This is a genomic window from Salmonella sp. 2020_1395 (assembly GCF_043848115.1).
Classification (GTDB): Bacteria; Pseudomonadota; Gammaproteobacteria; order Enterobacterales; family Enterobacteriaceae; genus Salmonella; species Salmonella enterica.
The window spans coordinates 1-20,994 of record NZ_JBCMFH010000015.1 but is presented as its reverse complement, the minus strand read 5'-3'; the positions used below and the strand labels follow the sequence as shown (position 1 = coordinate 20,994).

General features: G+C 51.6%; 19 protein-coding genes and 2 rRNA genes. 11 read left to right on the top strand and 10 right to left on the bottom strand.

The window, feature by feature from the left end; all coding sequences use genetic code 11:
• From ACH0WD_RS19595 to ACH0WD_RS19585, 3 genes are read left to right on the top strand one after another with little or no spacing between them, the layout of a single operon-like run.
• On the top strand, positions 1-1,242 hold the full coding sequence (locus ACH0WD_RS19595) for an STM4012 family radical SAM protein (protein WP_001062052.1): 1,242 nt from the start codon (positions 1-3) through the stop codon (positions 1,240-1,242).
• Positions 1,239-2,117, top strand: coding sequence for an STM4011 family radical SAM protein (locus ACH0WD_RS19590; RefSeq protein WP_001747615.1), 879 nt, complete (start codon positions 1,239-1,241; stop codon positions 2,115-2,117). Before ACH0WD_RS19595 ends, ACH0WD_RS19590 begins: the two co-directional genes overlap by 4 nt.
• Positions 2,102-2,836 (top strand): Cof-type HAD-IIB family hydrolase, encoded by a 735-nt coding sequence (locus tag ACH0WD_RS19585; RefSeq protein ID WP_001270594.1) that lies wholly within the window; start codon positions 2,102-2,104, stop codon positions 2,834-2,836. Before ACH0WD_RS19590 ends, ACH0WD_RS19585 begins: the two co-directional genes overlap by 16 nt.
• A gap of 54 nt (positions 2,837-2,890) precedes the next feature.
• Here ACH0WD_RS19585 and typA read toward each other — a convergent pair whose 3' ends face one another.
• Positions 2,891-4,714, bottom strand: a complete 1,824-nt coding sequence (typA, locus tag ACH0WD_RS19580) for a ribosome-dependent GTPase TypA (protein ID WP_000572060.1) — start codon at positions 4,712-4,714, stop codon at positions 2,891-2,893.
• 375 nt (positions 4,715-5,089) lie between these two features.
• Between typA and glnA the strand changes: the two genes are divergently transcribed.
• From glnA to ACH0WD_RS19560, 4 genes are all read left to right on the top strand, one after another.
• Complete coding sequence (glnA, locus tag ACH0WD_RS19575; RefSeq protein ID WP_001271699.1) at positions 5,090-6,499, top strand: glutamate--ammonia ligase; 1,410 nt, start codon at positions 5,090-5,092, stop codon at positions 6,497-6,499.
• 274 nt (positions 6,500-6,773) lie between these two features.
• The gene (gene glnL / locus ACH0WD_RS19570; RefSeq protein WP_000146194.1) at positions 6,774-7,823 is read left to right on the top strand and encodes a nitrogen regulation protein NR(II); all 1,050 of its coding nucleotides are present in this window, start codon (positions 6,774-6,776) and stop codon (positions 7,821-7,823) included.
• Positions 7,824-7,831: 8 nt separating this feature from the next.
• Positions 7,832-9,241 carry a nitrogen regulation protein NR(I) gene (gene glnG, locus ACH0WD_RS19565; protein WP_001188782.1) on the top strand — a complete coding sequence of 470 codons (1,410 nt, stop codon included), beginning with the start codon at positions 7,832-7,834 and terminating at the stop codon, positions 9,239-9,241.
• Positions 9,242-9,353: 112 nt separating this feature from the next.
• Positions 9,354-9,464: a YshB family small membrane protein gene (locus ACH0WD_RS19560; RefSeq protein WP_001578131.1), complete on the top strand. Its 111-nt coding sequence runs from the start codon at positions 9,354-9,356 to the stop codon at positions 9,462-9,464.
• 89 nt (positions 9,465-9,553) lie between these two features.
• Here ACH0WD_RS19560 and hemN read toward each other — a convergent pair whose 3' ends face one another.
• From hemN to ACH0WD_RS19545, 3 genes are all read right to left on the bottom strand, one after another.
• Positions 9,554-10,927: an oxygen-independent coproporphyrinogen III oxidase gene (hemN, locus tag ACH0WD_RS19555; RefSeq protein ID WP_000003519.1), complete on the bottom strand. Its 1,374-nt coding sequence runs from the start codon at positions 10,925-10,927 to the stop codon at positions 9,554-9,556.
• Positions 10,928-11,115: 188 nt separating this feature from the next.
• A complete protein-coding gene (gene yihI, locus ACH0WD_RS19550) occupies positions 11,116-11,631 on the bottom strand; it encodes a Der GTPase-activating protein YihI (RefSeq protein WP_000743292.1) in 516 nt (171 codons plus the stop codon).
• Between the two features lie 118 nt (positions 11,632-11,749).
• Positions 11,750-11,974, bottom strand: a complete 225-nt coding sequence (locus ACH0WD_RS19545) for a hypothetical protein (RefSeq protein WP_001541209.1) — start codon at positions 11,972-11,974, stop codon at positions 11,750-11,752.
• Between the two features lie 239 nt (positions 11,975-12,213).
• Here ACH0WD_RS19545 and yihA point away from each other — a divergent pair, with 239 nt between their 5' ends.
• On the top strand, positions 12,214-12,846 hold the full coding sequence (yihA, locus tag ACH0WD_RS19540; protein WP_000183327.1) for a ribosome biogenesis GTP-binding protein YihA/YsxC: 633 nt from the start codon (positions 12,214-12,216) through the stop codon (positions 12,844-12,846).
• Positions 12,847-13,180: 334 nt separating this feature from the next.
• Here yihA and polA read toward each other — a convergent pair whose 3' ends face one another.
• On the bottom strand, positions 13,181-15,967 hold the full coding sequence (gene polA / locus ACH0WD_RS19535; protein WP_000249969.1) for a DNA polymerase I: 2,787 nt from the start codon (positions 15,965-15,967) through the stop codon (positions 13,181-13,183).
• Between the two features lie 387 nt (positions 15,968-16,354).
• Here polA and ACH0WD_RS19530 point away from each other — a divergent pair, with 387 nt between their 5' ends.
• Positions 16,355-17,263, top strand: coding sequence for an acyltransferase (locus ACH0WD_RS19530; protein ID WP_000196902.1), 909 nt, complete (start codon positions 16,355-16,357; stop codon positions 17,261-17,263).
• A 12-nt stretch (positions 17,264-17,275) separates the two neighbouring features.
• Here ACH0WD_RS19530 and dsbA read toward each other — a convergent pair whose 3' ends face one another.
• From dsbA to ACH0WD_RS19515, 3 genes are all read right to left on the bottom strand, one after another.
• On the bottom strand, positions 17,276-17,899 hold the full coding sequence (dsbA, locus tag ACH0WD_RS19525) for a thiol:disulfide interchange protein DsbA (protein ID WP_000725364.1): 624 nt from the start codon (positions 17,897-17,899) through the stop codon (positions 17,276-17,278).
• A gap of 16 nt (positions 17,900-17,915) precedes the next feature.
• Positions 17,916-18,902 (bottom strand): serine/threonine protein kinase, encoded by a 987-nt coding sequence (locus ACH0WD_RS19520; RefSeq protein WP_000999264.1) that lies wholly within the window; start codon positions 18,900-18,902, stop codon positions 17,916-17,918.
• Between the two features lie 76 nt (positions 18,903-18,978).
• A complete protein-coding gene (locus ACH0WD_RS19515) occupies positions 18,979-19,248 on the bottom strand; it encodes a YihD family protein (protein ID WP_000649858.1) in 270 nt (89 codons plus the stop codon).
• 69 nt (positions 19,249-19,317) lie between these two features.
• Here ACH0WD_RS19515 and mobA point away from each other — a divergent pair, with 69 nt between their 5' ends.
• Positions 19,318-19,902 carry a molybdenum cofactor guanylyltransferase MobA gene (gene mobA, locus ACH0WD_RS19510; protein WP_001046873.1) on the top strand — a complete coding sequence of 195 codons (585 nt, stop codon included), beginning with the start codon at positions 19,318-19,320 and terminating at the stop codon, positions 19,900-19,902.
• Positions 19,899-20,414 carry a molybdopterin-guanine dinucleotide biosynthesis protein MobB gene (mobB, locus tag ACH0WD_RS19505; protein ID WP_010989085.1) on the top strand — a complete coding sequence of 172 codons (516 nt, stop codon included), beginning with the start codon at positions 19,899-19,901 and terminating at the stop codon, positions 20,412-20,414. Before mobA ends, mobB begins: the two co-directional genes overlap by 4 nt.
• A gap of 276 nt (positions 20,415-20,690) precedes the next feature.
• Here the strand turns inward: mobB and rrf are convergent.
• Together rrf and ACH0WD_RS19495 are read right to left on the bottom strand one after the other, a co-directional pair.
• Positions 20,691-20,806: ribosomal RNA gene (rrf, locus tag ACH0WD_RS19500) — 5S ribosomal RNA — on the bottom strand.
• 93 nt (positions 20,807-20,899) lie between these two features.
• Positions 20,900-20,994: ribosomal RNA gene (locus tag ACH0WD_RS19495) — 23S ribosomal RNA — on the bottom strand; the annotation flags it as partial.

Here is a 20,994-nt window from a genome sequence, read left to right as displayed (position 1 = left end):
ATGAATAACAATGATATTTATCGTCAGTATATGTACAGTTATCCGCATAAGACGGCTTATCGGGAGCTGGAGAACGTCAGCTTTAGCGAAGTAAAACCGCGCATTTACGAGCACGACACACATCTGTATGTTCATATGCCGTTTTGTCAAAGTCGCTGCGGGTTCTGTAATTTATTTACCTGTACAGGCGCAGATAATACGTTCATTGATAGCTATATCGACGCGATTATTACCCAGGGCCAACAAATGGCGCTGGCGCCCGTCCACTGGGCAAGCTTTACCGTAGGCGGCGGAACACCTCTGCTATTAAACATTGCGCAATTAGAGAAGTTATTTTTTTCCGTCTTTGATGTGCTCAATGTTGACTGGAATATTTATAAAACAATTGAAACTTCCCCTACGGATACCACGGCAGAAAAAGTAGCGCTATTAAACGCCTTTTCCGTTAATCGCGTCAGTATTGGCGTACAAAGTTTTCATGATAGCGAGTTACATACGCTGCATCGCCGCCACAATGCCGCCAGCGCGCACCAGGCGCTGGAATGGCTAAAGGCGGGTCATTTTCCATCACTCAATATTGATATTATTTACGGCATTCCCGGCCAGACTCACGCAAGCCTGACGGAATCGTTACATCAGGCGCTCGTTTATCAACCGGAAGAGCTTTTTCTTTATCCGCTTTATAATATGCCTCGCCAGGAAAATATGCATAGCTACTACGTTTTAGCCCGCGATCTTTTACGCAACGCGGGCTATACCCAAACGTCCATGCGCCGTTTCGTCCTTAATCCAGCGCCATCCGCCGCGGCGGAAAGCTGCGGATTTGAAAACTCACTGGCGCTCGGCGCGGGCGGCAGAAGTTATCTTGGCAATCTGCATTACTGTTCGCCGTGGTCGTCGAACCTGCAGACATCACGAAAAATCATTCAGGCGTTTATCGACAGCCCGGATAAAACCGTCATTAATCACGGTTATCTGCTCCCCCCTGATGAAATGAAACGCCGCTTTATCATTAAAAATCTATTTTTCTGGCAGGGACTTTCTCTTAGCGATTATCAGCAATATTTTGCCAGCGATGCGCTAAGGGATTTCCCCGACCTGGAACGCTTTATACAGCAAGGCTACTGTTATCAGAATAGCAGTCGCCTCCGGCTAACGGAGACCGGTATGGCATTATCCGATTGCCTTGCTCCTGTGTTCGTTTCGCCTGAGGTGATGCTACGGGAGAATCGGCAGAGATGAGCGCCCCCGCCCTGCGCGATATTCACACGCTGTTTTATCGCGGCTATCTTAAATCGTGTAATTATCATTGCGGCTATTGCCCGTTCCATAAACACGCCCGTAACGATAAAAAACGCGACGAAGCCGCGCTATGGCGCATGGTTGACCATTTGCCTCTTTTAGGTACGCCGTTGAATGTGATGATTACGCCTTATGGCGAGGCGCTACGCTTGCGTTATTACATGGCGGCGCTGGCAGAAATTAGCCGCTATCCTCATGTTCAGGCGGTCGGCATACAAACTAACGCCTCTTTTTCGTTAATGTCATTGCTGGAATCATTTCGTGCTGGCGGCGGAGATATCTCAAAGCTTCGGTTATGGTGTTCTTTTCATCCCTCACAAATTACCGCTGAGCGCTTTCTCCAGCAGTGTTTAGCGCTCTCTGCCGCCGGAATAACCTGGTGCGCGGGGGCTGTCGCCAGTATGAAAGATATCGACCAGTTTCGTTGGCTCCGCCAGCAGTTGCCTGACCAGAATTATTTTTGGTTTAACGCCAACGAGTGTGCCAATACCCGGCATACCGTTGAGGAAACCATCTCCTTCGGCGAACTCGATCCGCTGTATGTGATTGAAACGCAGCAGTGGCCAGCGCAGCTGGATATCTGTACCGCAGGAAGAAAAAGTATTTTTATGAATGCAGAAGGCGATCTTTTTGCTTGTCATATCAGCAAAATTAAAATGGGTAATTTATATCAGCAACGGCTTAATTCTCCCGCCTGCCAGGCAAAACAATGCCACTGTTTTCTCGCTTATCAGCACCGTCTCGATATTCCATTGCTGAATCACCTGGATGCCTCACGCTGTTTTAGGATCGGACGCTCATGCGATATCGTTTAATCGCTTTTGATCTTGATGGAACGCTGCTAAACCGTAATAAACAAATTCTGCCAGAGTCGCTAACCGCTATCCGTCAGATGCAGGACATGGGCTGCCGAATAATGCTTGTCACCGGTCGCTCTCATCGTGAAGCCTATGCGTATTATCAAACGCTGGCGCTCACCGAACCGATGATCTGTTGTAACGGAAGTTATATTTATCAACCGGCTCAACAGCAGATCCTTCATCCGCTGCCGCTGACGCACTTACAAACGGAAAAAATACTGGCGCGGGTATATCCGCTTAAACCGACAATTCGTGCTGATGATAAAATAATCTTTCAGGCTGATGAGCTAAGCAGTAGGGAGAATATCTGGCAAATCAGCGTCGTTCATCGGCACATAAAACAACTACAAAATATTGCTGAGTTTATACAGCATGAATTACAGCTAAGCTGTACCTGGTCCTGGCATCATCAACTGGATATTCTCCAGAAGGGGTGTAGCAAAGGACAAAGCCTCGCCAGATATGCACAGCAACAGCATATCGCAATGCGCGAAGTGATGGCGTTTGGCGATAATGATAACGATGCGGAAATGCTACGTTTAGCCGGATTGGGCGTCGCGATGGGGAATGCCAGCGCTCGGGCAAAGATGTATGCGGATAGCGTCATTGGTCGGCATAATACGCCAGCGATTGCTGATTTTTTGACAACCTTATCCCTTTATCAATGTGAATAAAAAAACCCCGCCGAGTTTTCATTTCGGCAGGGTTTTTATCCGTAAGAACGTTAATTACTCTTCTTTCTGACCACGGTTCGCACGGCGGCGATCGTTTTCCGTCAGGTGACGTTTACGGATACGGATAGAGGTTGGGGTGACTTCTACCAGTTCGTCGTCATCAATGAACTCCAGCGCTTGCTCAAGGCTCATTTTAATTGGCGGAACCAGAATCACCGCTTCATCCGTACCAGACGCACGCATGTTGGTCAGTTTCTTACCGGTCAGGCAGTTTACCGTCAGGTCGTTGGAGCGACTGTGAATACCAATAATCTGGCCTTCATAAACTTCCGCGCCGTGACCCAGGAACAGCTTACCGCGATCCTGCAAACCGAACAGCGCAAACGCCACCGCTTTACCCTGACCGTTGGAGATCAGTACGCCGTTCTGACGCTGACCCACTTCACCCGGACGAATATCGTCGTAATGGCTGAAGGTGGAGTACAGCAGACCCGTACCGGAAGTCATGGTCATGAATTCTGAACGGAAACCAATCAGCCCACGGCTTGGGATCACGTAGTCGAGACGTACGCGGCCTTTACCGTCCGGATTCATGTTTTTCAGGTCGCCTTTACGCTCGCCCAGCGCCTGCATGACAGACCCCTGGTGCTGCTCTTCGACGTCCAGCGTCACGTTTTCGTACGGCTCTTGTTTACGACCGTCGATTTCACGGAAGATAACTTTCGGACGGGAAACCGCCAGTTCGAAACCTTCACGACGCATATTTTCAATCAGCACGGACAGGTGCAGTTCGCCACGACCGGATACACGGAACGCATCCGCATCTTCGGTTTCTTCAACGCGCAGCGCCACGTTATGCACCAGCTCTTTGTTCAGACGGTCAAGAATCTGACGAGAAGTCACAAACTTACCTTCTTTACCGCAGAACGGCGAGGTGTTAACGCAGAAGAACATAGACACGGTCGGCTCATCAACGGACAGCGCCGGCAGCGCTTCAACGTTCTGCGGGTCGCAGATGGTGTCGGAAATGTTCAGCTCGCCCAGACCGGTGATCGCAATGATATCGCCCGCTTCGGCGATATCGCTGTCGATACGCTCCAGACCCAGATGCGTCAGCACTTTACCTACTTTCGCGTTACGGGTTTTCCCTTCACTATCGATGATAGTGACCTGCTGGTTCGGCTTCACTTTGCCGCGTTTGATACGGCCGATGCCGATAACGCCAACGTAGTTGTTGTAGTCCAGCTGGGAGATCTGCATCTGCAACGGACCATCGAGGTCAACGTCCGGCGCCGGAACATGATCAATGATCGCCTGATACAGCGGGGTCATGTCTTCCGCCATATCTTCGTGGTCCAGACCCGCGATACCGTTCAGCGCCGAAGCGTAGATGATCGGGAAGTCCAGCTGTTCGTCGGTCGCGTCGAGGTTAACAAACAGGTCGAATACCTGGTCAACAACCCAGTCAGGGCGCGCGCCAGGACGGTCAACCTTGTTGATAACCACAATAGGTTTCAGGCCATGAGCAAAGGCTTTTTTGGTCACGAAGCGCGTTTGCGGCATCGGGCCGTCAAATGCGTCAACCACCAGCAGCACAGAGTCAACCATGGACATGACGCGCTCTACTTCACCACCGAAGTCAGCGTGCCCGGGAGTATCAACGATGTTGATACGGTAATCATTCCATTTAATAGCGGTGTTTTTAGCGAGGATAGTAATACCACGCTCTTTCTCCAAATCGTTGGAGTCCATCACTCGCTCTTGAGTTTCGGCACGCGCGTCGAACGTACCGGATTGCTGGAGCAGCTTATCAACCAGGGTAGTTTTACCATGGTCAACGTGCGCGATGATGGCGATGTTACGCAAATTTTCGATCACAACTTTGCCTCAGGCATTAGAAATAGCGCGTTATTGTACACGGATTAATCGCACTACAAAACAGGATCACAAACATCCTCCGCAAACAAGTATTGCAGAGTCTCTTTGTGATCGCTTTCACGGAGCGTTAAAAGGGTGGCTTGCGTTCTATTGCACCAATGTGGTGCTCAATGTTCACATTAAAGCACTATTTTGGTGCAACATAGTCACCGTGGTGCAGCCCTTTTGCACGATGGTACGCATGATAACGCCTTTTGGGGGCAATGTGAAAGTTGGCACAGATTTCGCTTTATATTTTTACGGCGACACGGCCAGCAGAATTGAAGATCTCGTTACCACGACGACCGACCATGACCAATCCGGGAGAGTACAAGTATGTCCGCTGAACACGTTTTGACGATGCTGAACGAGCACGAAGTGAAGTTTGTTGATCTGCGCTTCACCGATACCAAAGGCAAAGAACAGCACGTCACGATTCCTGCTCATCAGGTAAATGCCGAATTCTTTGAAGAAGGCAAAATGTTTGACGGCTCCTCTATCGGCGGCTGGAAAGGCATTAACGAATCCGACATGGTGCTGATGCCAGACGCATCCACCGCAGTGATTGACCCGTTCTTCGCGGACTCTACCCTGATTATCCGTTGCGACATCCTGGAGCCTGGCACTCTGCAAGGTTATGACCGTGACCCACGTTCCATCGCAAAACGTGCGGAAGACTACCTGCGCGCGACCGGTATCGCCGATACCGTCCTGTTTGGGCCGGAACCTGAATTCTTCCTGTTCGACGACATCCGCTTCGGCGCATCTATCTCCGGCTCACATGTGGCGATTGACGATATTGAAGGCGCCTGGAACTCCTCTACCAAGTACGAAGGCGGCAACAAAGGCCATCGTCCGGGCGTGAAAGGCGGTTATTTCCCGGTTCCGCCAGTTGACTCCGCGCAGGATATCCGTTCTGAAATGTGTCTGGTCATGGAGCAGATGGGCCTGGTCGTTGAAGCGCACCACCACGAAGTAGCGACCGCAGGTCAGAACGAAGTGGCGACCCGCTTTAACACCATGACCAAAAAAGCCGACGAAATTCAGATTTACAAATATGTCGTGCATAACGTGGCTCACCGCTTCGGTAAGACCGCGACCTTTATGCCAAAACCGATGTTCGGCGATAACGGTTCCGGTATGCACTGCCACATGTCGCTGGCGAAGAACGGCACCAACCTGTTCTCTGGCGACAAATATGCCGGTCTGTCTGAGCAGGCGCTGTACTACATCGGCGGCGTCATCAAACACGCCAAAGCCATCAACGCCCTGGCGAACCCGACCACCAACTCCTACAAGCGTCTGGTCCCGGGTTACGAAGCGCCGGTGATGCTGGCCTACTCCGCCCGTAACCGTTCCGCCTCCATCCGTATTCCGGTGGTGGCGTCTCCGAAAGCGCGCCGTATCGAAGTTCGCTTCCCGGACCCGGCGGCTAACCCGTATCTGTGCTTTGCCGCCCTGCTGATGGCCGGTCTGGACGGGATTAAGAATAAGATTCACCCGGGCGAAGCCATGGACAAAAACCTGTATGACCTGCCGCCGGAAGAAGCGAAAGAGATCCCACAGGTAGCGGGTTCTCTGGAAGAAGCGCTGAACGCGCTGGACCTGGACCGCGAGTTCCTGAAAGCAGGCGGCGTGTTCACGGATGAAGCGATCGATGCGTATATTGCGCTGCGTCGCGAAGAAGATGACCGCGTGCGTATGACCCCGCACCCGGTAGAGTTTGAGCTGTACTACAGCGTTTAATCGTATATTAAAAATCCGACGAATTTCGCGTTGCTGCAAGGCGGCAACTGAGCACATCCCCAGGAGCATAGATAGCGATGTGACTGGGGTAAGCGAAGGCAGCCAACGCAGCAGCAGCGTGAAAGGCGTCAGGAGTTTTTGAGTTGCCGTGGAAACTTTCAGCCCATCCCAGGATGGGCTTTTTTCTCCACCAACAATCTGATCTCACGCGCTTTTTAGTAGTAAAAAGCTATAATGCACTAAAATGGTGCAACCTTTTCCAGGAGACTGCTGAATGGCAAGCGGCATACAGCCCGATGCTGGGCAGATCCTCAATTCGTTAATCAACAGCGTGCTGGTGGTCGACGACGCGCTGGCAATCCATTACGCCAATCCTGCCGCGCAGCAGTTGCTCGCGCAAAGCTCACGCAAACTGTTCGGGACGCCGTTACCTGAACTGTTGAGCTATTTTTCGTTAAACATTGACCTGATGCGCGAAAGTTTAGCGGCAGGGCAAGGCTTTACCGATAACGAAGTGACGCTGGTGATTGATAGTCGCTCGCATATTCTCTCTTTGACCGCCCAACGTCTGCCCGACGATTTTATACTGCTCGAAATGGCGCCGATGGATAACCAGCGTCGTCTGAGTCAGGAGCAGTTGCAGCACGCGCAGCAAATCGCCGCCCGCGATCTGGTGCGCGGTCTGGCGCACGAAATCAAAAATCCGCTCGGCGGCCTGCGCGGCGCGGCGCAGCTACTCAGCAAGGCGCTGCCCGACCCGGCGCTAACGGAATATACCAAAGTCATCATTGAACAGGCCGACAGGCTACGCAACCTTGTCGATCGTTTGCTGGGGCCGCAGCACCCGGGAATGCACATTACCGAGAGCATACATAAAGTCGCGGAGCGCGTGGTGGCGCTGGTGTCGATGGAACTGCCGGATAATGTCCGGCTTATCCGCGATTACGACCCCAGTCTGCCAGAACTGCCGCACGATCCGGAACAAATTGAGCAAGTACTGCTGAATATTGTCCGCAATGCCTTGCAGGCGCTGGGGCCGGAAGGCGGCGAAATTACGCTGCGTACCCGTACCGCCTTCCAGTTAACGCTGCATGGCGAACGCTATCGCCTGGCGGCGCGTATAGACGTTGAAGACAATGGGCCGGGCATTCCTCCCCATTTACAGGATACGCTGTTCTACCCGATGGTCAGCGGTCGCGAAGGAGGCACCGGGCTTGGGTTATCTATCGCCCGTAATCTTATCGATCAACACGCCGGCAAAATTGAATTTACCAGTTGGCCGGGGCATACCGAGTTTTCGGTTTACCTGCCGATTCGGAAATAGAGGTGTTTATGCAACGAGGAATAGTCTGGGTCGTCGATGATGATAGTTCCATCCGTTGGGTGCTTGAACGTGCTCTCGCCGGGGCAGGGTTGACCTGTACCACCTTTGAGAATGGTAATGAAGTACTGGCTGCGCTGGCCAGTAAAACGCCGGACGTCTTGCTGTCGGATATCCGAATGCCGGGAATGGACGGGCTGGCGCTATTAAAGCAGATTAAACAGCGTCACCCGATGCTTCCGGTCATCATTATGACCGCGCATTCCGATTTAGATGCCGCCGTGAGCGCTTATCAGCAGGGGGCGTTTGATTATCTGCCTAAACCGTTTGATATTGATGAAGCCGTCGCTCTGGTCGAGCGCGCGATTAGCCACTATCAGGAGCAGCAGCAGCCGCGTAATATCGAGGTTAACGGCCCGACAACAGACATGATAGGCGAAGCGCCCGCCATGCAGGATGTGTTTCGCATTATTGGTCGGCTGTCGCGTTCTTCGATTAGCGTGCTGATTAACGGCGAATCAGGAACCGGTAAAGAACTGGTCGCCCATGCGCTACATCGCCATAGCCCACGCGCCAAAGCGCCGTTTATCGCGCTCAATATGGCGGCCATCCCGAAAGATTTGATTGAATCCGAACTGTTTGGCCATGAGAAAGGCGCTTTTACCGGGGCGAATACCATCCGGCAGGGCCGTTTCGAGCAGGCTGACGGCGGCACGCTGTTTCTGGACGAAATTGGCGATATGCCGCTGGATGTCCAGACTCGTCTGTTACGCGTGCTGGCTGACGGACAGTTCTACCGTGTGGGCGGGTACGCGCCGGTAAAAGTGGATGTGCGCATTATCGCCGCCACCCACCAGAACCTCGAACGACGCGTTCAGGAAGGGAAATTCCGCGAAGACCTGTTCCACCGCCTGAACGTGATTCGTATCCATCTTCCGCCGTTGCGTGAACGCCGTGAGGATATTCCGCGCCTGGCGCGCCATTTTTTGCAGGTCGCCGCCCGTGAATTAGGCGTGGAAGCCAAATTATTACATCCAGAAACCGAAACGGCGTTAACACGCCTGGCATGGCCTGGTAACGTGCGTCAGTTAGAAAATACCTGCCGCTGGCTCACCGTCATGGCCGCCGGACAGGAGGTATTGATCCAGGATTTACCAGGCGAACTGTTTGAAGCCTCGGCGCCGGATAGCCCGTCTCACCTGCCGCCGGATAGCTGGGCTACATTACTGGCGCAATGGGCGGACCGCGCCTTGCGATCCGGTCATCAAAACCTGCTTTCTGAAGCGCAGCCAGAACTGGAAAGAACGCTACTGACCACGGCGTTACGCCATACGCAGGGTCATAAACAGGAAGCCGCCAGGCTGCTCGGTTGGGGGCGAAACACCCTAACGCGGAAGTTGAAAGAGCTGGGAATGGAGTAAACATTACCCGCGAGTGTAAAGATTAATAATTGAGCGCAAAACGCTGCTATTTTGCGCTTTACTGTTCCGATGAGTTCAGTATGATCATGCCCGGCAAACGGGGGGATTCATTATGTTAGAATCTATTATTAATCTGGTATCGAGTGGAGCGGTCGACAGCCACACGCCACAAACTGCGCTAGCCGCCGTGTTGTGTGCCGCGCTGGTAGGACTGTTCAGCTGACAATGTGCCGGATGGCGCTAATGCTTATCCGGCCTACAGGTTGTCGCAACGTGTAGGCCCGGTAAGCGCAGCGCCACCGTGCAACCCGGCTAAATGACGCGCGAGAACTGCTGCATCCGCGCTTTCTGGCGCAGATACGCGTCAAAGCACATGCAGATATTGCGGATCAGCAAACGACCTTTCGCCGTCACCTGAATTCCCTTCTCGCTAATATCCACCAGCCCATCTTTCGCCAGCGGCGACAGTAACTGCAAATCTTCGGCAAAATACTCAGCGAAATGCAAACCCCACTGCTGTGCGACAGCGTTAAAATCCAGGCGGAAGTTACAAATCAGCGCCTTGATAACATCGCGACGAATGCAATCATCACGGGTCAGCGTAATACCACGCCATAGCGCATTGCCCCGCTCATCCACTTGCTGGTAATAACGCTTCAGCTCTTTCTGGTTCTGCATGTAGCCATCGCCAATCATGCTGATAGCAGAAACCCCCATCCCCAGCAGATCGGTATCGCCCTGGGTCGTATAGCCCTGAAAATTACGGTGCAACACGCCTTCGCGCTGCGCGACGGCCAGTTCGTCGTCCGGACGGGCAAAATGGTCCATCCCGATAAACTGATAACCGGCCTGAGTAAGCGATACGATGGTCTCCTGCAAAATATCCAGTTTCTGCTGCGCACTGGGTAAATCGGCATCTTTAATTTTACGCTGGGCGGCAAAAAGCGTTGGCAGATGCGCATAGTTAAAGACGCTCAAACGATCGGGGTTCAGCTCCGTCACACGCTTCAGCGTGAAAGCGAAGCTTTCCGGCGTCTGTTTCGGTAGACCGTAGATCAAGTCGATATTGGTCGAGGTAAAGCCGATATCGCGGGCGTGATTAAGCAACGCAAAGATGAATTCTTCATCCTGCTCGCGGTTAACCAGGCGCTGCACCTCTTTATTAAAGTCCTGCACGCCCATACTCAGGCGGTTAAAACCTTCCGCACGTAAATGATCGAGCACATCCAGCTCAATTTCACGGGGATCGACTTCGATCGAGATTTCCGCGTCGGTATTAAAGTGGAAATTTTCACGCAACAGCGTCATTAAGCGGCTGATTTGCGCTTTATTCAGGTAAGTAGGCGTACCGCCGCCCCAGTGAAGCTGGCTGACATGACGGTCTGCAAACAGCGGCGCGCGATGGCGAATTTCCTGCTCAAGCGCGTCAAGATACTGGTCAGCTTTATGCTGTTGGCGGGTGACAATCTTGTTGCAGCCGCAGAAATAACACAACTTGTGACAAAACGGGATATGCACATACAGCGAGAGCGGACGTTCAGGATAACGCGCCACAGCCTGCAAGAATGCGGCGTCCTCGAAGTCTTCAGAAAACTCCAGCGCGGTTGGGTACGAGGTATATCGTGGCCCGGAATAGTTATATTTCTGGATCAGGGCCAGATCCCAGTCTATTTGCTGTTCAGACATGCTCACTCCTTCCGATGGCGTCTCTGGCGGGTACGGCGTACCGGCTTCACGCCATGACGGGCGGCAAGCCGGCTGCGCAGCCATTTCTGTCGCCGCGACAATCGCTGTAGTTTAACGAATAACCACACCAGATAACATATAACCGGAAGGGTTATAAGCAGGACGGGCAAGCCCACGGTGTAAACCCGTTAGTTGCCGCCTCTTAGCAGGCGCATCATATCTTCCTGCTTCTCGTCCTCTTCGTCGTCTTCTTCGTCGTCATCGTAAGACAGACCAAGCTTCTGCATCAGTTCATCAATACGATCCAGTTTGGCATCTACCCAGGCTTGATCTTCCGCACTCAGGGTTTCGCCCGCTTCCAGACGTTCTAACAGCGCATCCAGGCGCTCATCCGTTTCCAGTAAATCCAACTCCGCCTGCGGTGAAAGCATAGGTTTCTCACTTTTCGGTTTATGCTGTTGGGTCACTTTTTCAGTCACGCCCAATGGAACAGGTGTTTTACTGCCAATACGTGGATCTTTTTGTTGATTCTGATTGCCGCCGCCCGAAGCGGAATTGCCGCCCGCCGCGCGACTTCCCGGCGCATGACCGCGATGTTTTTTCAGGCGTTTACGGTCGCGCGCCTCCTGGTTTAACTCTTCACGCGTTTTACGACGCTGTTTGCCAAAGGCTTTACTGCGCGGTGCAGAGGTTGGTTTTTTCATGATGTCAGATCTTTAAGCCGTTTTATTCAGTATAGAATTGAGGCGGAATCTAGCAGAAAGCAAGCAAAGAAAAAAGGCGACAGAGTAATCTGCCGCCTTTTTTCTTGACTCACGACCCTTAACGGGTTCCACCATCCCTGTTGGCTATCAACACGCCCTGTTTTTCCCTTAGCCTGGAACATTCCATGTTGTTTCCATTTCCTTTTACTAACGTCTCCGGACGTTTGTCTTCCTGACAATCCTGTGTCTTCGCCTCCTGGCGCTCCTGACCCTCATCCTGAGTCGTTGATCCTGTTAGCGTCCTCGCTATGTGCATTACTTTACTCTTTTGGGGTAAACTCACAAGATACCGACACGGCAAATCCCTTTTTTTCAGACAATTACCTTTCTATAAATTCATGATTTAACTATATTAACTGGCTTTGAGCCTGACAACGACTCTGTCATGTCGCATAAGTGCAATGGTCAATGTCTCACAAAGCGTATGGCTTTTACTTACAGCACCGCCGCGCCGAAAAATCCGTCTTTTGCTGGCGTTCAGGTATAATCGCCACAATGCTTTGACTGACGGAGACGACCGCTTTGACTAACCTGAATTATCAACAGACGCATTTTGTGATGAGTGCGCCTGATATTCGCCATTTACCTTCCGATTGCGGAATTGAAGTGGCTTTTGCTGGCCGTTCCAATGCAGGCAAATCCAGCGCCCTGAACACGTTGACCAACCAAAAAAGCCTGGCGCGTACCTCTAAAACGCCGGGCCGTACCCAATTGATTAACCTGTTTGAAGTCGTAGATGGCAAACGGTTGGTCGACCTGCCGGGCTATGGCTACGCGGAAGTCCCGGAAGAGATGAAACGCAAGTGGCAACGCGCGCTGGGGGAATATCTGGAGAAACGTCAAAGCCTACAGGGCTTAGTCGTTTTAATGGATATCCGCCATCCGTTGAAAGACCTCGACCAACAGATGATCCAGTGGGCTGTAGAGAGCAATATCCAGGTTCTGGTTCTGCTGACCAAAGCGGACAAACTGGCCAGCGGCGCGCGCAAGGCGCAGTTGAATATGGTACGTGAAGCCGTGCTGGCTTTTAATGGCGATGTGCAGGTAGAAGCGTTTTCCTCGCTGAAAAAGCAGGGAGTGGATAAGTTACGTCAGAAACTGGATAGCTGGTTTAGCGAACTGGCACCGGTCGAAGAGATTCAGGACGGGGAATAATCACCCGCTATGCCGGATGGCGCCGCTGCGCGTCTTATCCGGCCTACGGTGTGAGCGAAACTTTTCTTACGCCCAATAAAAAACGCCCCAGTCATAAACTGACTGGGGCGGCTAAAATATTCAGCCAAATCCGATTACGTGAAGTAAAAGGTCTGAAAGATAGAACATCTTACCTCTGTACCCTACGTGAATAACTTTACTCTTTTTTGAGCAACACAGAAAGACCTTTTCGTAATTTTTTTTCATTCTTTACATAGGGAATTCTAATACCCATCACAAAACTCCCGTGCTTATGTTGCTTAATTACGAAAAAAGCGCGTTATTCCTTAAATGCTTAGTGCGCTTGATCCCAATTTTCCCCGCTACCGACTTCTACCAGCAACGGCACATCAATACGCGTGCAGTTTTCCATCAACTGATGGATACGTTTTGCTACCGCATCTAAGTCGTCTTTATGCACCTCGAACACTAATTCATCGTGTACCTGCATAATCATCCGCACGCGCGGCTGCTCGGCCTGTAGCCAGGCATCGACGGCAATCATGGCGCGCTTGATGATATCGGCAGCCGTTCCTTGCATGGGAGCATTGATCGCCGCGCGTTCCGCCCCCGCGCGCCGCGCCGCGTTGCTGGATTTAATATCCGGCAGGTAAAGGCGGCGTCCCTCCAGCGTTTCCACATAGCCTTGTTCTTTTGCCTGAGCGCGGGTGCGCTCCATGTATTCCAGCACGCCAGGATAGCGTTCGAAGTAGAGATCCATATACTTCTGCGCCTCTTTACGCGGAATATTAAGCTGGCGAGAAAGACCGAAGGCGCTCATCCCGTAAATCAGGCCAAAGTTAATGGCTTTCGCACTTCGGCGCTGTTCCCCGGTCACGCTATCCAGCGGCAAGCCAAAGACTTCCGCCGCCGTTGCGCGGTGAATATCCTTCCCTTCAGCGAACGCCGTGAGTAGTCCTTTATCACGGGAAAGATGCGCCATAATACGCAGCTCAATCTGTGAATAGTCCGCAGACACGATGAGATAATCCTCAGGCGCAATAAATGCCTGACGAATGCGGCGGCCCTCTTCATTGCGCACCGGAATATTTTGCAGGTTCGGATCGGTGGACGATAAACGTCCCGTCGCCGTTACCGCCTGATGATAGGACGTATGGACGCGCCCGGTTTTCGGGTTAATCATCAGCGGCAGCTTATCGGTATAGGTGGATTTTAGCTTCGCCAGACCACGATACTCCAGAATCACTTTCGGCAGCGGATAGTCCAGCGCCAGCTCCTCCAGCACCTCTTCCGACGTTGACGGCGCGCCGCCAGGCGTTTTCTTCAGCGGCTTAATACCCTGCTTTTCAAACAGGATAGTCTGCAACTGCTTCGTCGAGGACAGGTTGAACGCCTCGCCCGCAATGTCATGCGCTTTCTTTTCCAGTTCCGCCAGACGTAGCGTGATTTCTTCCGAATGTTTGTGCAGGACGGCAGGATCGATTTTTACACCATTGCGCTCAACGCGTGACAGTACCGGCACCAGCGGCATTTCGATGTTTTCGAAAACATTCAGCGGGCCTTTGTGCTGCTGGAGCTCAGGCCACATTTTGAGATGCAACTGTAACGTGACATCCGCATCTTCTGCCGCATAGCGCCCCGCTTCCTCCAGTGCGATCTGGTTAAAGGTGAGCTGGTTTTTACCTTTACCGGCAATGTCTTCAAAGGTGATAGTTTTGTGCTTCAGCCAACGATCGGACAAGCTGTCCATATCATGGCGTCCGGCGACGCTGTTCAGAATGTAAGACTCAAGCATGGTATCGAAGGCGATACCGCGCAGCTCAATACCGTAATTTTGCAAGACGCCGCGATCGTACTTGAGGTTTTGCCCCACTTTGCGCACTTTTTCATCTTCCAGCAGCGGCTTCAGCAGTTCCAGAGCACGCTGGCGGGAGATTTGATCCGGAGCGTCCAGATAATCATGCGCGACAGGTACATATGCGGCAACGCCAGGTTCGATAGCAAAAGAGAGGCCCACCAGGTTGGCGGCGATATTATCCAGACTGTCGGTCTCCGTGTCGAAAGCAAAAACTGGCGCTTTTTTCAGCTTTTCAATCCAGCTTTCCAGCGTAACGTCGTCCAGAATAGTGACATAATTTTCATAAGAGAGCGCCGCTGCCGGTTCGCTGAGCGATTCATCAATAACGACCGTTTCCTGCGGTTTGGCCGCCGGTTTCGCGCCCTTTGCCTGTAGCCACTTGCCTGACTCAACGTCCGCCGTCCAGCGCTTAAACTCATATTTTTTAAACAGGCCCAGCAGTTCATCCGCAATCGGCTGCTGCACTTCAAGCTGTTCGCAGGTCAGCTCCAGCTCAACATCCGTTTTAATGGTGGCGAGTTTATAAGACAGGTACGCTACGTCTTTATTCTGCGCTAATTTACCGGCCATCGTTTTGGCGCCGCGGAAAGTGAGACCGGCAATTTTTTCCGGCTCGGCGTACAGCGTATCCAGGCCGCCCAATCCCTGAAGCAAGGCTTGCGCCGTCTTCTCACCCACGCCTGGTACGCCTGGAATATTATCCGAGGAGTCCCCCATTAGCGCCAGAAAGTCGATAATCAGCTCAGGCGGCACGCCGTACTTATTAACGACTTCATCCGGGCCGAGGATAGTGTTAGTCATGGTGTTGATCAGCGTAATATTCGGCGTCACCAACTGTGCCATATCTTTATCGCCGGTGCTGATTAATACCGGACGCCCCACCTTCTCCGCTTCTCGCGCCAGTGTACCGATAACGTCATCCGCTTCTACGCCAGAGACCGCCAGCAGAGGTAACCCCATGGCTTTAACCATGGCATGTAACGGCTCTATTTGCGCTCGCAGATCATCCGGCATCGGAGGACGATGCGATTTGTAATGTTCAAAGAGCTCATCACGGAAGGTTTTTCCTTTGGCGTCAAACACCACCGCAGCATGCGTCGGCTGATACTGCATGATCAGGCTGCGCAACATGTTGAGAACACCATACATTGCGCCCGTAGGTTCTCCCGCGCTGTTGGTTAACGGCGGAAACGCATGATAGGCGCGATAGAGATAGGATGAGCCATCTACGAGAATAAGTGGGTTTTCTGGGATCTGAACCATAATGTCCGTGCCTGTATAACAGATTATGGTTAAAGGATGCCACATACAGGAGGAAAACTTGAGTTTTTCGCCGCATTTGCGGAAAAGTTTTGTCGATCTTCAGGATCGCTCGCAAAACAACCTGTGGATAACTTTGTGTGTAAATTCTTACCATTACTTTAAAATCAGCGCGATAGCCTTCTCATCTTAATAATTAACCATTATTTTCAATGAGTTGTTAACATCACGTTTTTCTGATTATCTGATTCATGCCGTTATCATAATGTGGATAGTTGTTACGAGTGTTTCTATTTCACTCAGCGCCATCATTAGCATCGTTTTCTGATAGAATCAGCCTCTTGCGCCCTTTTCGCGCACCGTTTATGGCTAACTTTTGAATAATTTATTATGACGAGAATACTCGCGGCTATCACGCTCCCATTGAGTATCGTATTGACCATCCTGGTCACTATTGTTTGCTCCGTACCGATCATCGTTGCCGGTATGGTAAAGCTCCTTTTGCCTGTTCCCGGTATCTGGCGCAAGGTCTCCATTTTCTGCAATTTCATGATGTATTGCTGGTGTGCTGGTCTTGCAGCGCTGTTACGCCTTAATCCGCACTTGCAATGGGATGTAGAAGGGTTAGAAGGGCTGAGCAAGAAAAATTGGTATTTACTGATTTGTAATCATCGCAGCTGGGCCGATATCGTTGTGCTTTGCGTTCTGTTCCGCAAGCATATCCCAATGAATAAGTACTTTCTTAAACAGCAATTGGCCTGGGTGCCGTTCATCGGCCTGGCGTGCTGGGCATTAGATATGCCGTTTATGAAGCGCTACTCCCGTAGCTACCTGCTCCGACACCCCGATCGACGCGGCAAAGATGTTGAAACAACTCGTCGCTCTTGCGAAAAGTTTCGTCGGTATCCCACCACTATCGTTAACTTTGTTGAAGGCTCGCGATTTACGCATGAGAAACGTCAGCAAACGCATTCACCTTATCAACATCTGTTGCCGCCAAAAGCAGCCGGTATTGCAATGGCGATTAACGTTTTAGGCTCACAGTTCGATAAGCTGCTTAATATTACGTTGTGTTACCCAAACAACGATCGCCACCCTTTCTACGATATGCTAAGCGGTAGGCTGACGCGTATTGTTGTTCGGGTGCAACTGGAACCCATAAATGAAGAACTGCACGGCGATTACGTGAACGACAAAACATTCAAACGCCGTTTTCAACGTTGGCTTAATACGCTGTGGGATAAGAAAGATATACAGATAGAAGAGATTAAAACATCTTATAAAAACGCCGGTCAGTGACCGGCGTTCTTTTTATTTTTTATCAACCAAATATTTCACGGTATCAGCATACTGCTGAACAAAAACATCCATGCTGCTGGTATCCATACCTTGTGGGTTAATCTGGTATTTGCCATTGACGAACATCGCCGGAACGCCCTGCAGTTGCAGGTCAGCCGCGGCTTTCTCCTGTTGCGCAACCAGTGATTTCACCACGAAGCTGTTCCATGCCGCATCGTAATCTTCGCCCTTGACGCCCGCATCAACGAACACTTTACGGATATCCGCGGCAGATTGTACTGTCTGGGTTTTCTGTACGGCTTCAAACAGCGGGACCGTGACTTTATCTTCTACACCCAACGCCATCGCCACCGCCCATGCCTGGGTGAGCTCCTTGCCCAACGGCCCCAGGAACTCAACGTGGTACTTGGTCATTTTGGTGCCTTCCGGCAGCTTTTTCTTCACATTGTCAGACACATGAAGCACTTCTTCAAACTGATAACAATGTGGGCAGTAGAAGGAGAAAAACTCCAGTACCTGGGGTTCGCCAGCGACCGGTTTATCCAGCGTGATATACTGTTTACCGTCGCTGATCTGTGCTGCCGAGGCGCTAAAAGCTAAAACCATACCAGCCAGCGCCAGCCAAATCTTTTTCATGATCAACTCTCTCCGATTAATACATTGGCGTTAATTGTAAAGGGGGTTCGTGCAAAATTTTAGTCTGCTCAATAAAAGTCGTTGTCTGTCGCTGCCAGTAATCTTCCCCTGTTAACCAGGGAAAGTTTTTTGGAAACGCAGGATCGCCCCAACGACGAATCAACCAGGCAAGATAATAAACTAAACGCATGGCGCGTAAAGGTTCAATGAGACCAATTTCAGCCGTATCGAACTCACTAACTTCTTCATAAGCTTCAATAATGGTTTCAAGCTGCATTCGCTGTTCGGCTTTGTCGCCGTTCAGCAGCATCCATAAATCCTGTATCGCCGGGCCGTTACGGGCATCATCTAAATCGACAAACAGCGGTCCATCACGCCATAGAATGTTGCCGGCATGACAATCGCCGTGCAATCGCAGCGTGGCGAAATCGGTGCGCCAGCATTCGGTAACTGCAGACAGTAGAGTATCAGTGGCTTTCAGGAAAGCCGCTTTTTGCCCGGAGGGAATCAGTGCGGCATCTTCGAATACCTGGCGAGGTTCAAAAAGATACTCTGCAAGCCCAATGTCAGGCCGGAAAGTGAAAGGACGTTTTCGCCCCGTCTGATGCAATCGACCAAGATAACGCCCTACCGCCTCCATCTGATCGATATTATCTGCTTCAAACTGACGACCGCCTACGCTGGGGAAAATGGCATAATGATAGCCCTGATGTGCTAACAGCGTCTGGCCATTAAACGCGAGCGGAGCAGCAACCGGAACCTCATCCTTCACCAGTTCAAGCGCGAATTGGTGTTCTTCCCGAATTTGATCAACAGACCAGCGTTCAGGACGATAAAACTTAACGACAAAACGTCGACGGTCTTCATCCTGAAACTGATAGACGCGGTTTTCATAACTGTTTAGTGGAGTCAGCCCGGAATCCACCCTGATCCCCTGTTCAAACAGCGCATCCATGATGGTTTCCGGGTGTAGCGTCTGGAAAGTAAAAGCGTTGTCGTTCATCCCATCATCCGGAAAATACTACGAATGATTCAGGATATCATTTCGTGGCGATTTCGGTGGCGCCGCTTACAAGGTTTTACTCTTTAATAACGCCGCGGGCGCGTAAAAGCGCCGTTTTAAAGTCCTCTTCATAGTCTTTTTGAATCCCTGGAATGGCGGCGTCTTTGGCGGAATCGCGCATTTTCAGATGGTAGATCAGGATATCATCAGTTAAATCTTCCAGTTTGCCGTCAAAACCTGACTCTTTCGCCAGTTTCTGCAAAAATTGCGTCAGATTAAGATCAGGCTCTTTCTGCCAGGCTGGCTGGAGGAGTTCAATGACTTCATTCAGGCGTTTACATTTCATAGCTGTGCTCCTTATTCTTGATACAGACACGGTAGCAGGGTCAATCCCACAATAAAAGAGGCGATATCGGTGAATCTGGATGAAGTAATAACCGGCGTGGTGCTGGCAGGCGGTAAAGCCAGGCGGATGGGAGGTGCGGATAAAGGTCTGCTTGAACTGGACGGGAAACCGCTCTGGCGGCACGTTGCCGATGCGCTCGCGCCGCAACTGGCTACGGTCGTCATTAGTGCTAATCGCCATCTGGATATCTACCAGGCCAGCGGCCTGAAAGTCATTCCGGATTCAATCGCTGACTTTCCCGGTCCGCTGGCGGGTATGCTTTCCGTTTTTCAGCAGGCAGCAGGCGACTGGTTTCTGTTTTGCCCCTGTGACAATCCCTGTATCCCCCACAACCTGGTCGATCGTTTAGCAGCGCAGCGTCATGGCGCACCCGTGGTTTGGGTTCATGATGGAGAGCGCGATCATCCAACGATCGCGTTGATTAATCGTGCCGTTGAGCCCCAGTTGACAGCTTATTTGCAAGCAGGCGAGCGGCGGGTAATGATTTTTATGCGCCAGGTAGGCGGACACGCCGTTGATTTCAGCGATTGTAAGGAGGCATTTGTGAACGTCAACACGCCGGAGGAACTCGCGCAATGGCAAAAGAGACCATGATACCGCTACTCGCCATTGCCGCGTGGAGCGGCACGGGAAAAACAACACTGCTGAAAAAACTGATCCCAGCACTTTGTGCGCACGGTATTCGGCCAGGGCTGATTAAGCATACCCATCATGATATGGATGTTGATAAACCGGGTAAAGATAGCTACGAATTACGTAAGGCCGGGGCAGCACAAACGCTGGTTGCCAGTCAGCAGCGCTGGGCGTTAATGACTGAAACGCCGGGGCAAGAAGAGTTGGATCTGGCATGGCTGGTGAGCCGGATGGATGCATCAAAGCTAGATATGGTGCTGGTAGAAGGGTTTAAACACGAGGCAGTTGCGAAGATCTTACTTTTTCGTCAGGGATGTGGGCACAGCGAGGAGGAATTGATTCTTGATGAGCATGTTATTGCGGTTGCCAGTGATATTCCACTTGCCGTAGCGGTACCCGTTTTGGATCTTAATGATGTATCGCAGATTTCTGCCTTCATTTTGCGGTGGTTAGAGAAAGCACGTTCCTTGTAGGCCGGATAAGGCGAAGCTGCCATCCGGCGGTACCGGTTGCCTGATGGCGCTGCGCTTATCAGGCCTACGGTTTTACAGTTACCACACACGCAAAGAAGCCCGTCCGTCAGAACGGGCTTCTTCACTTGTCTGATGCCCGCCACCCTACGGGCCGTTGCTGCGCAACGTTCAAATCCGCTCCCGGCGGATTTCTCCTCCTCAGGAGAGTGCTCACCGACAGACCACAGATAAAACAAAAGGCCCTGTCTTCCGACAGGGCCCTTCGTTTTATTTGATGCCTGGCAGTTCCCTACTCTCGCATGGGGAGACCCCACACTACCATCGGCGCTACGGCGTTTCACTTCTGAGTTCGGCATGGGGTCAGGTGGGACCACCGCGCTACGGCCGCCAGGCAAATTCTGTTATCAGACCGTTTTTACGTTCTGATGTAATCTGAATCAGTGCTGAAAATCTTCTCTCATCCGCCAAAACATCTTCGGCGTTGTAAGGTTAAGCCTCACGGTTCATTAGTACCGGTTAGCTCAACGCATCGCTGCGCTTACACACCCGGCCTATCAACGTCGTCGTCTTCAACGTTCCT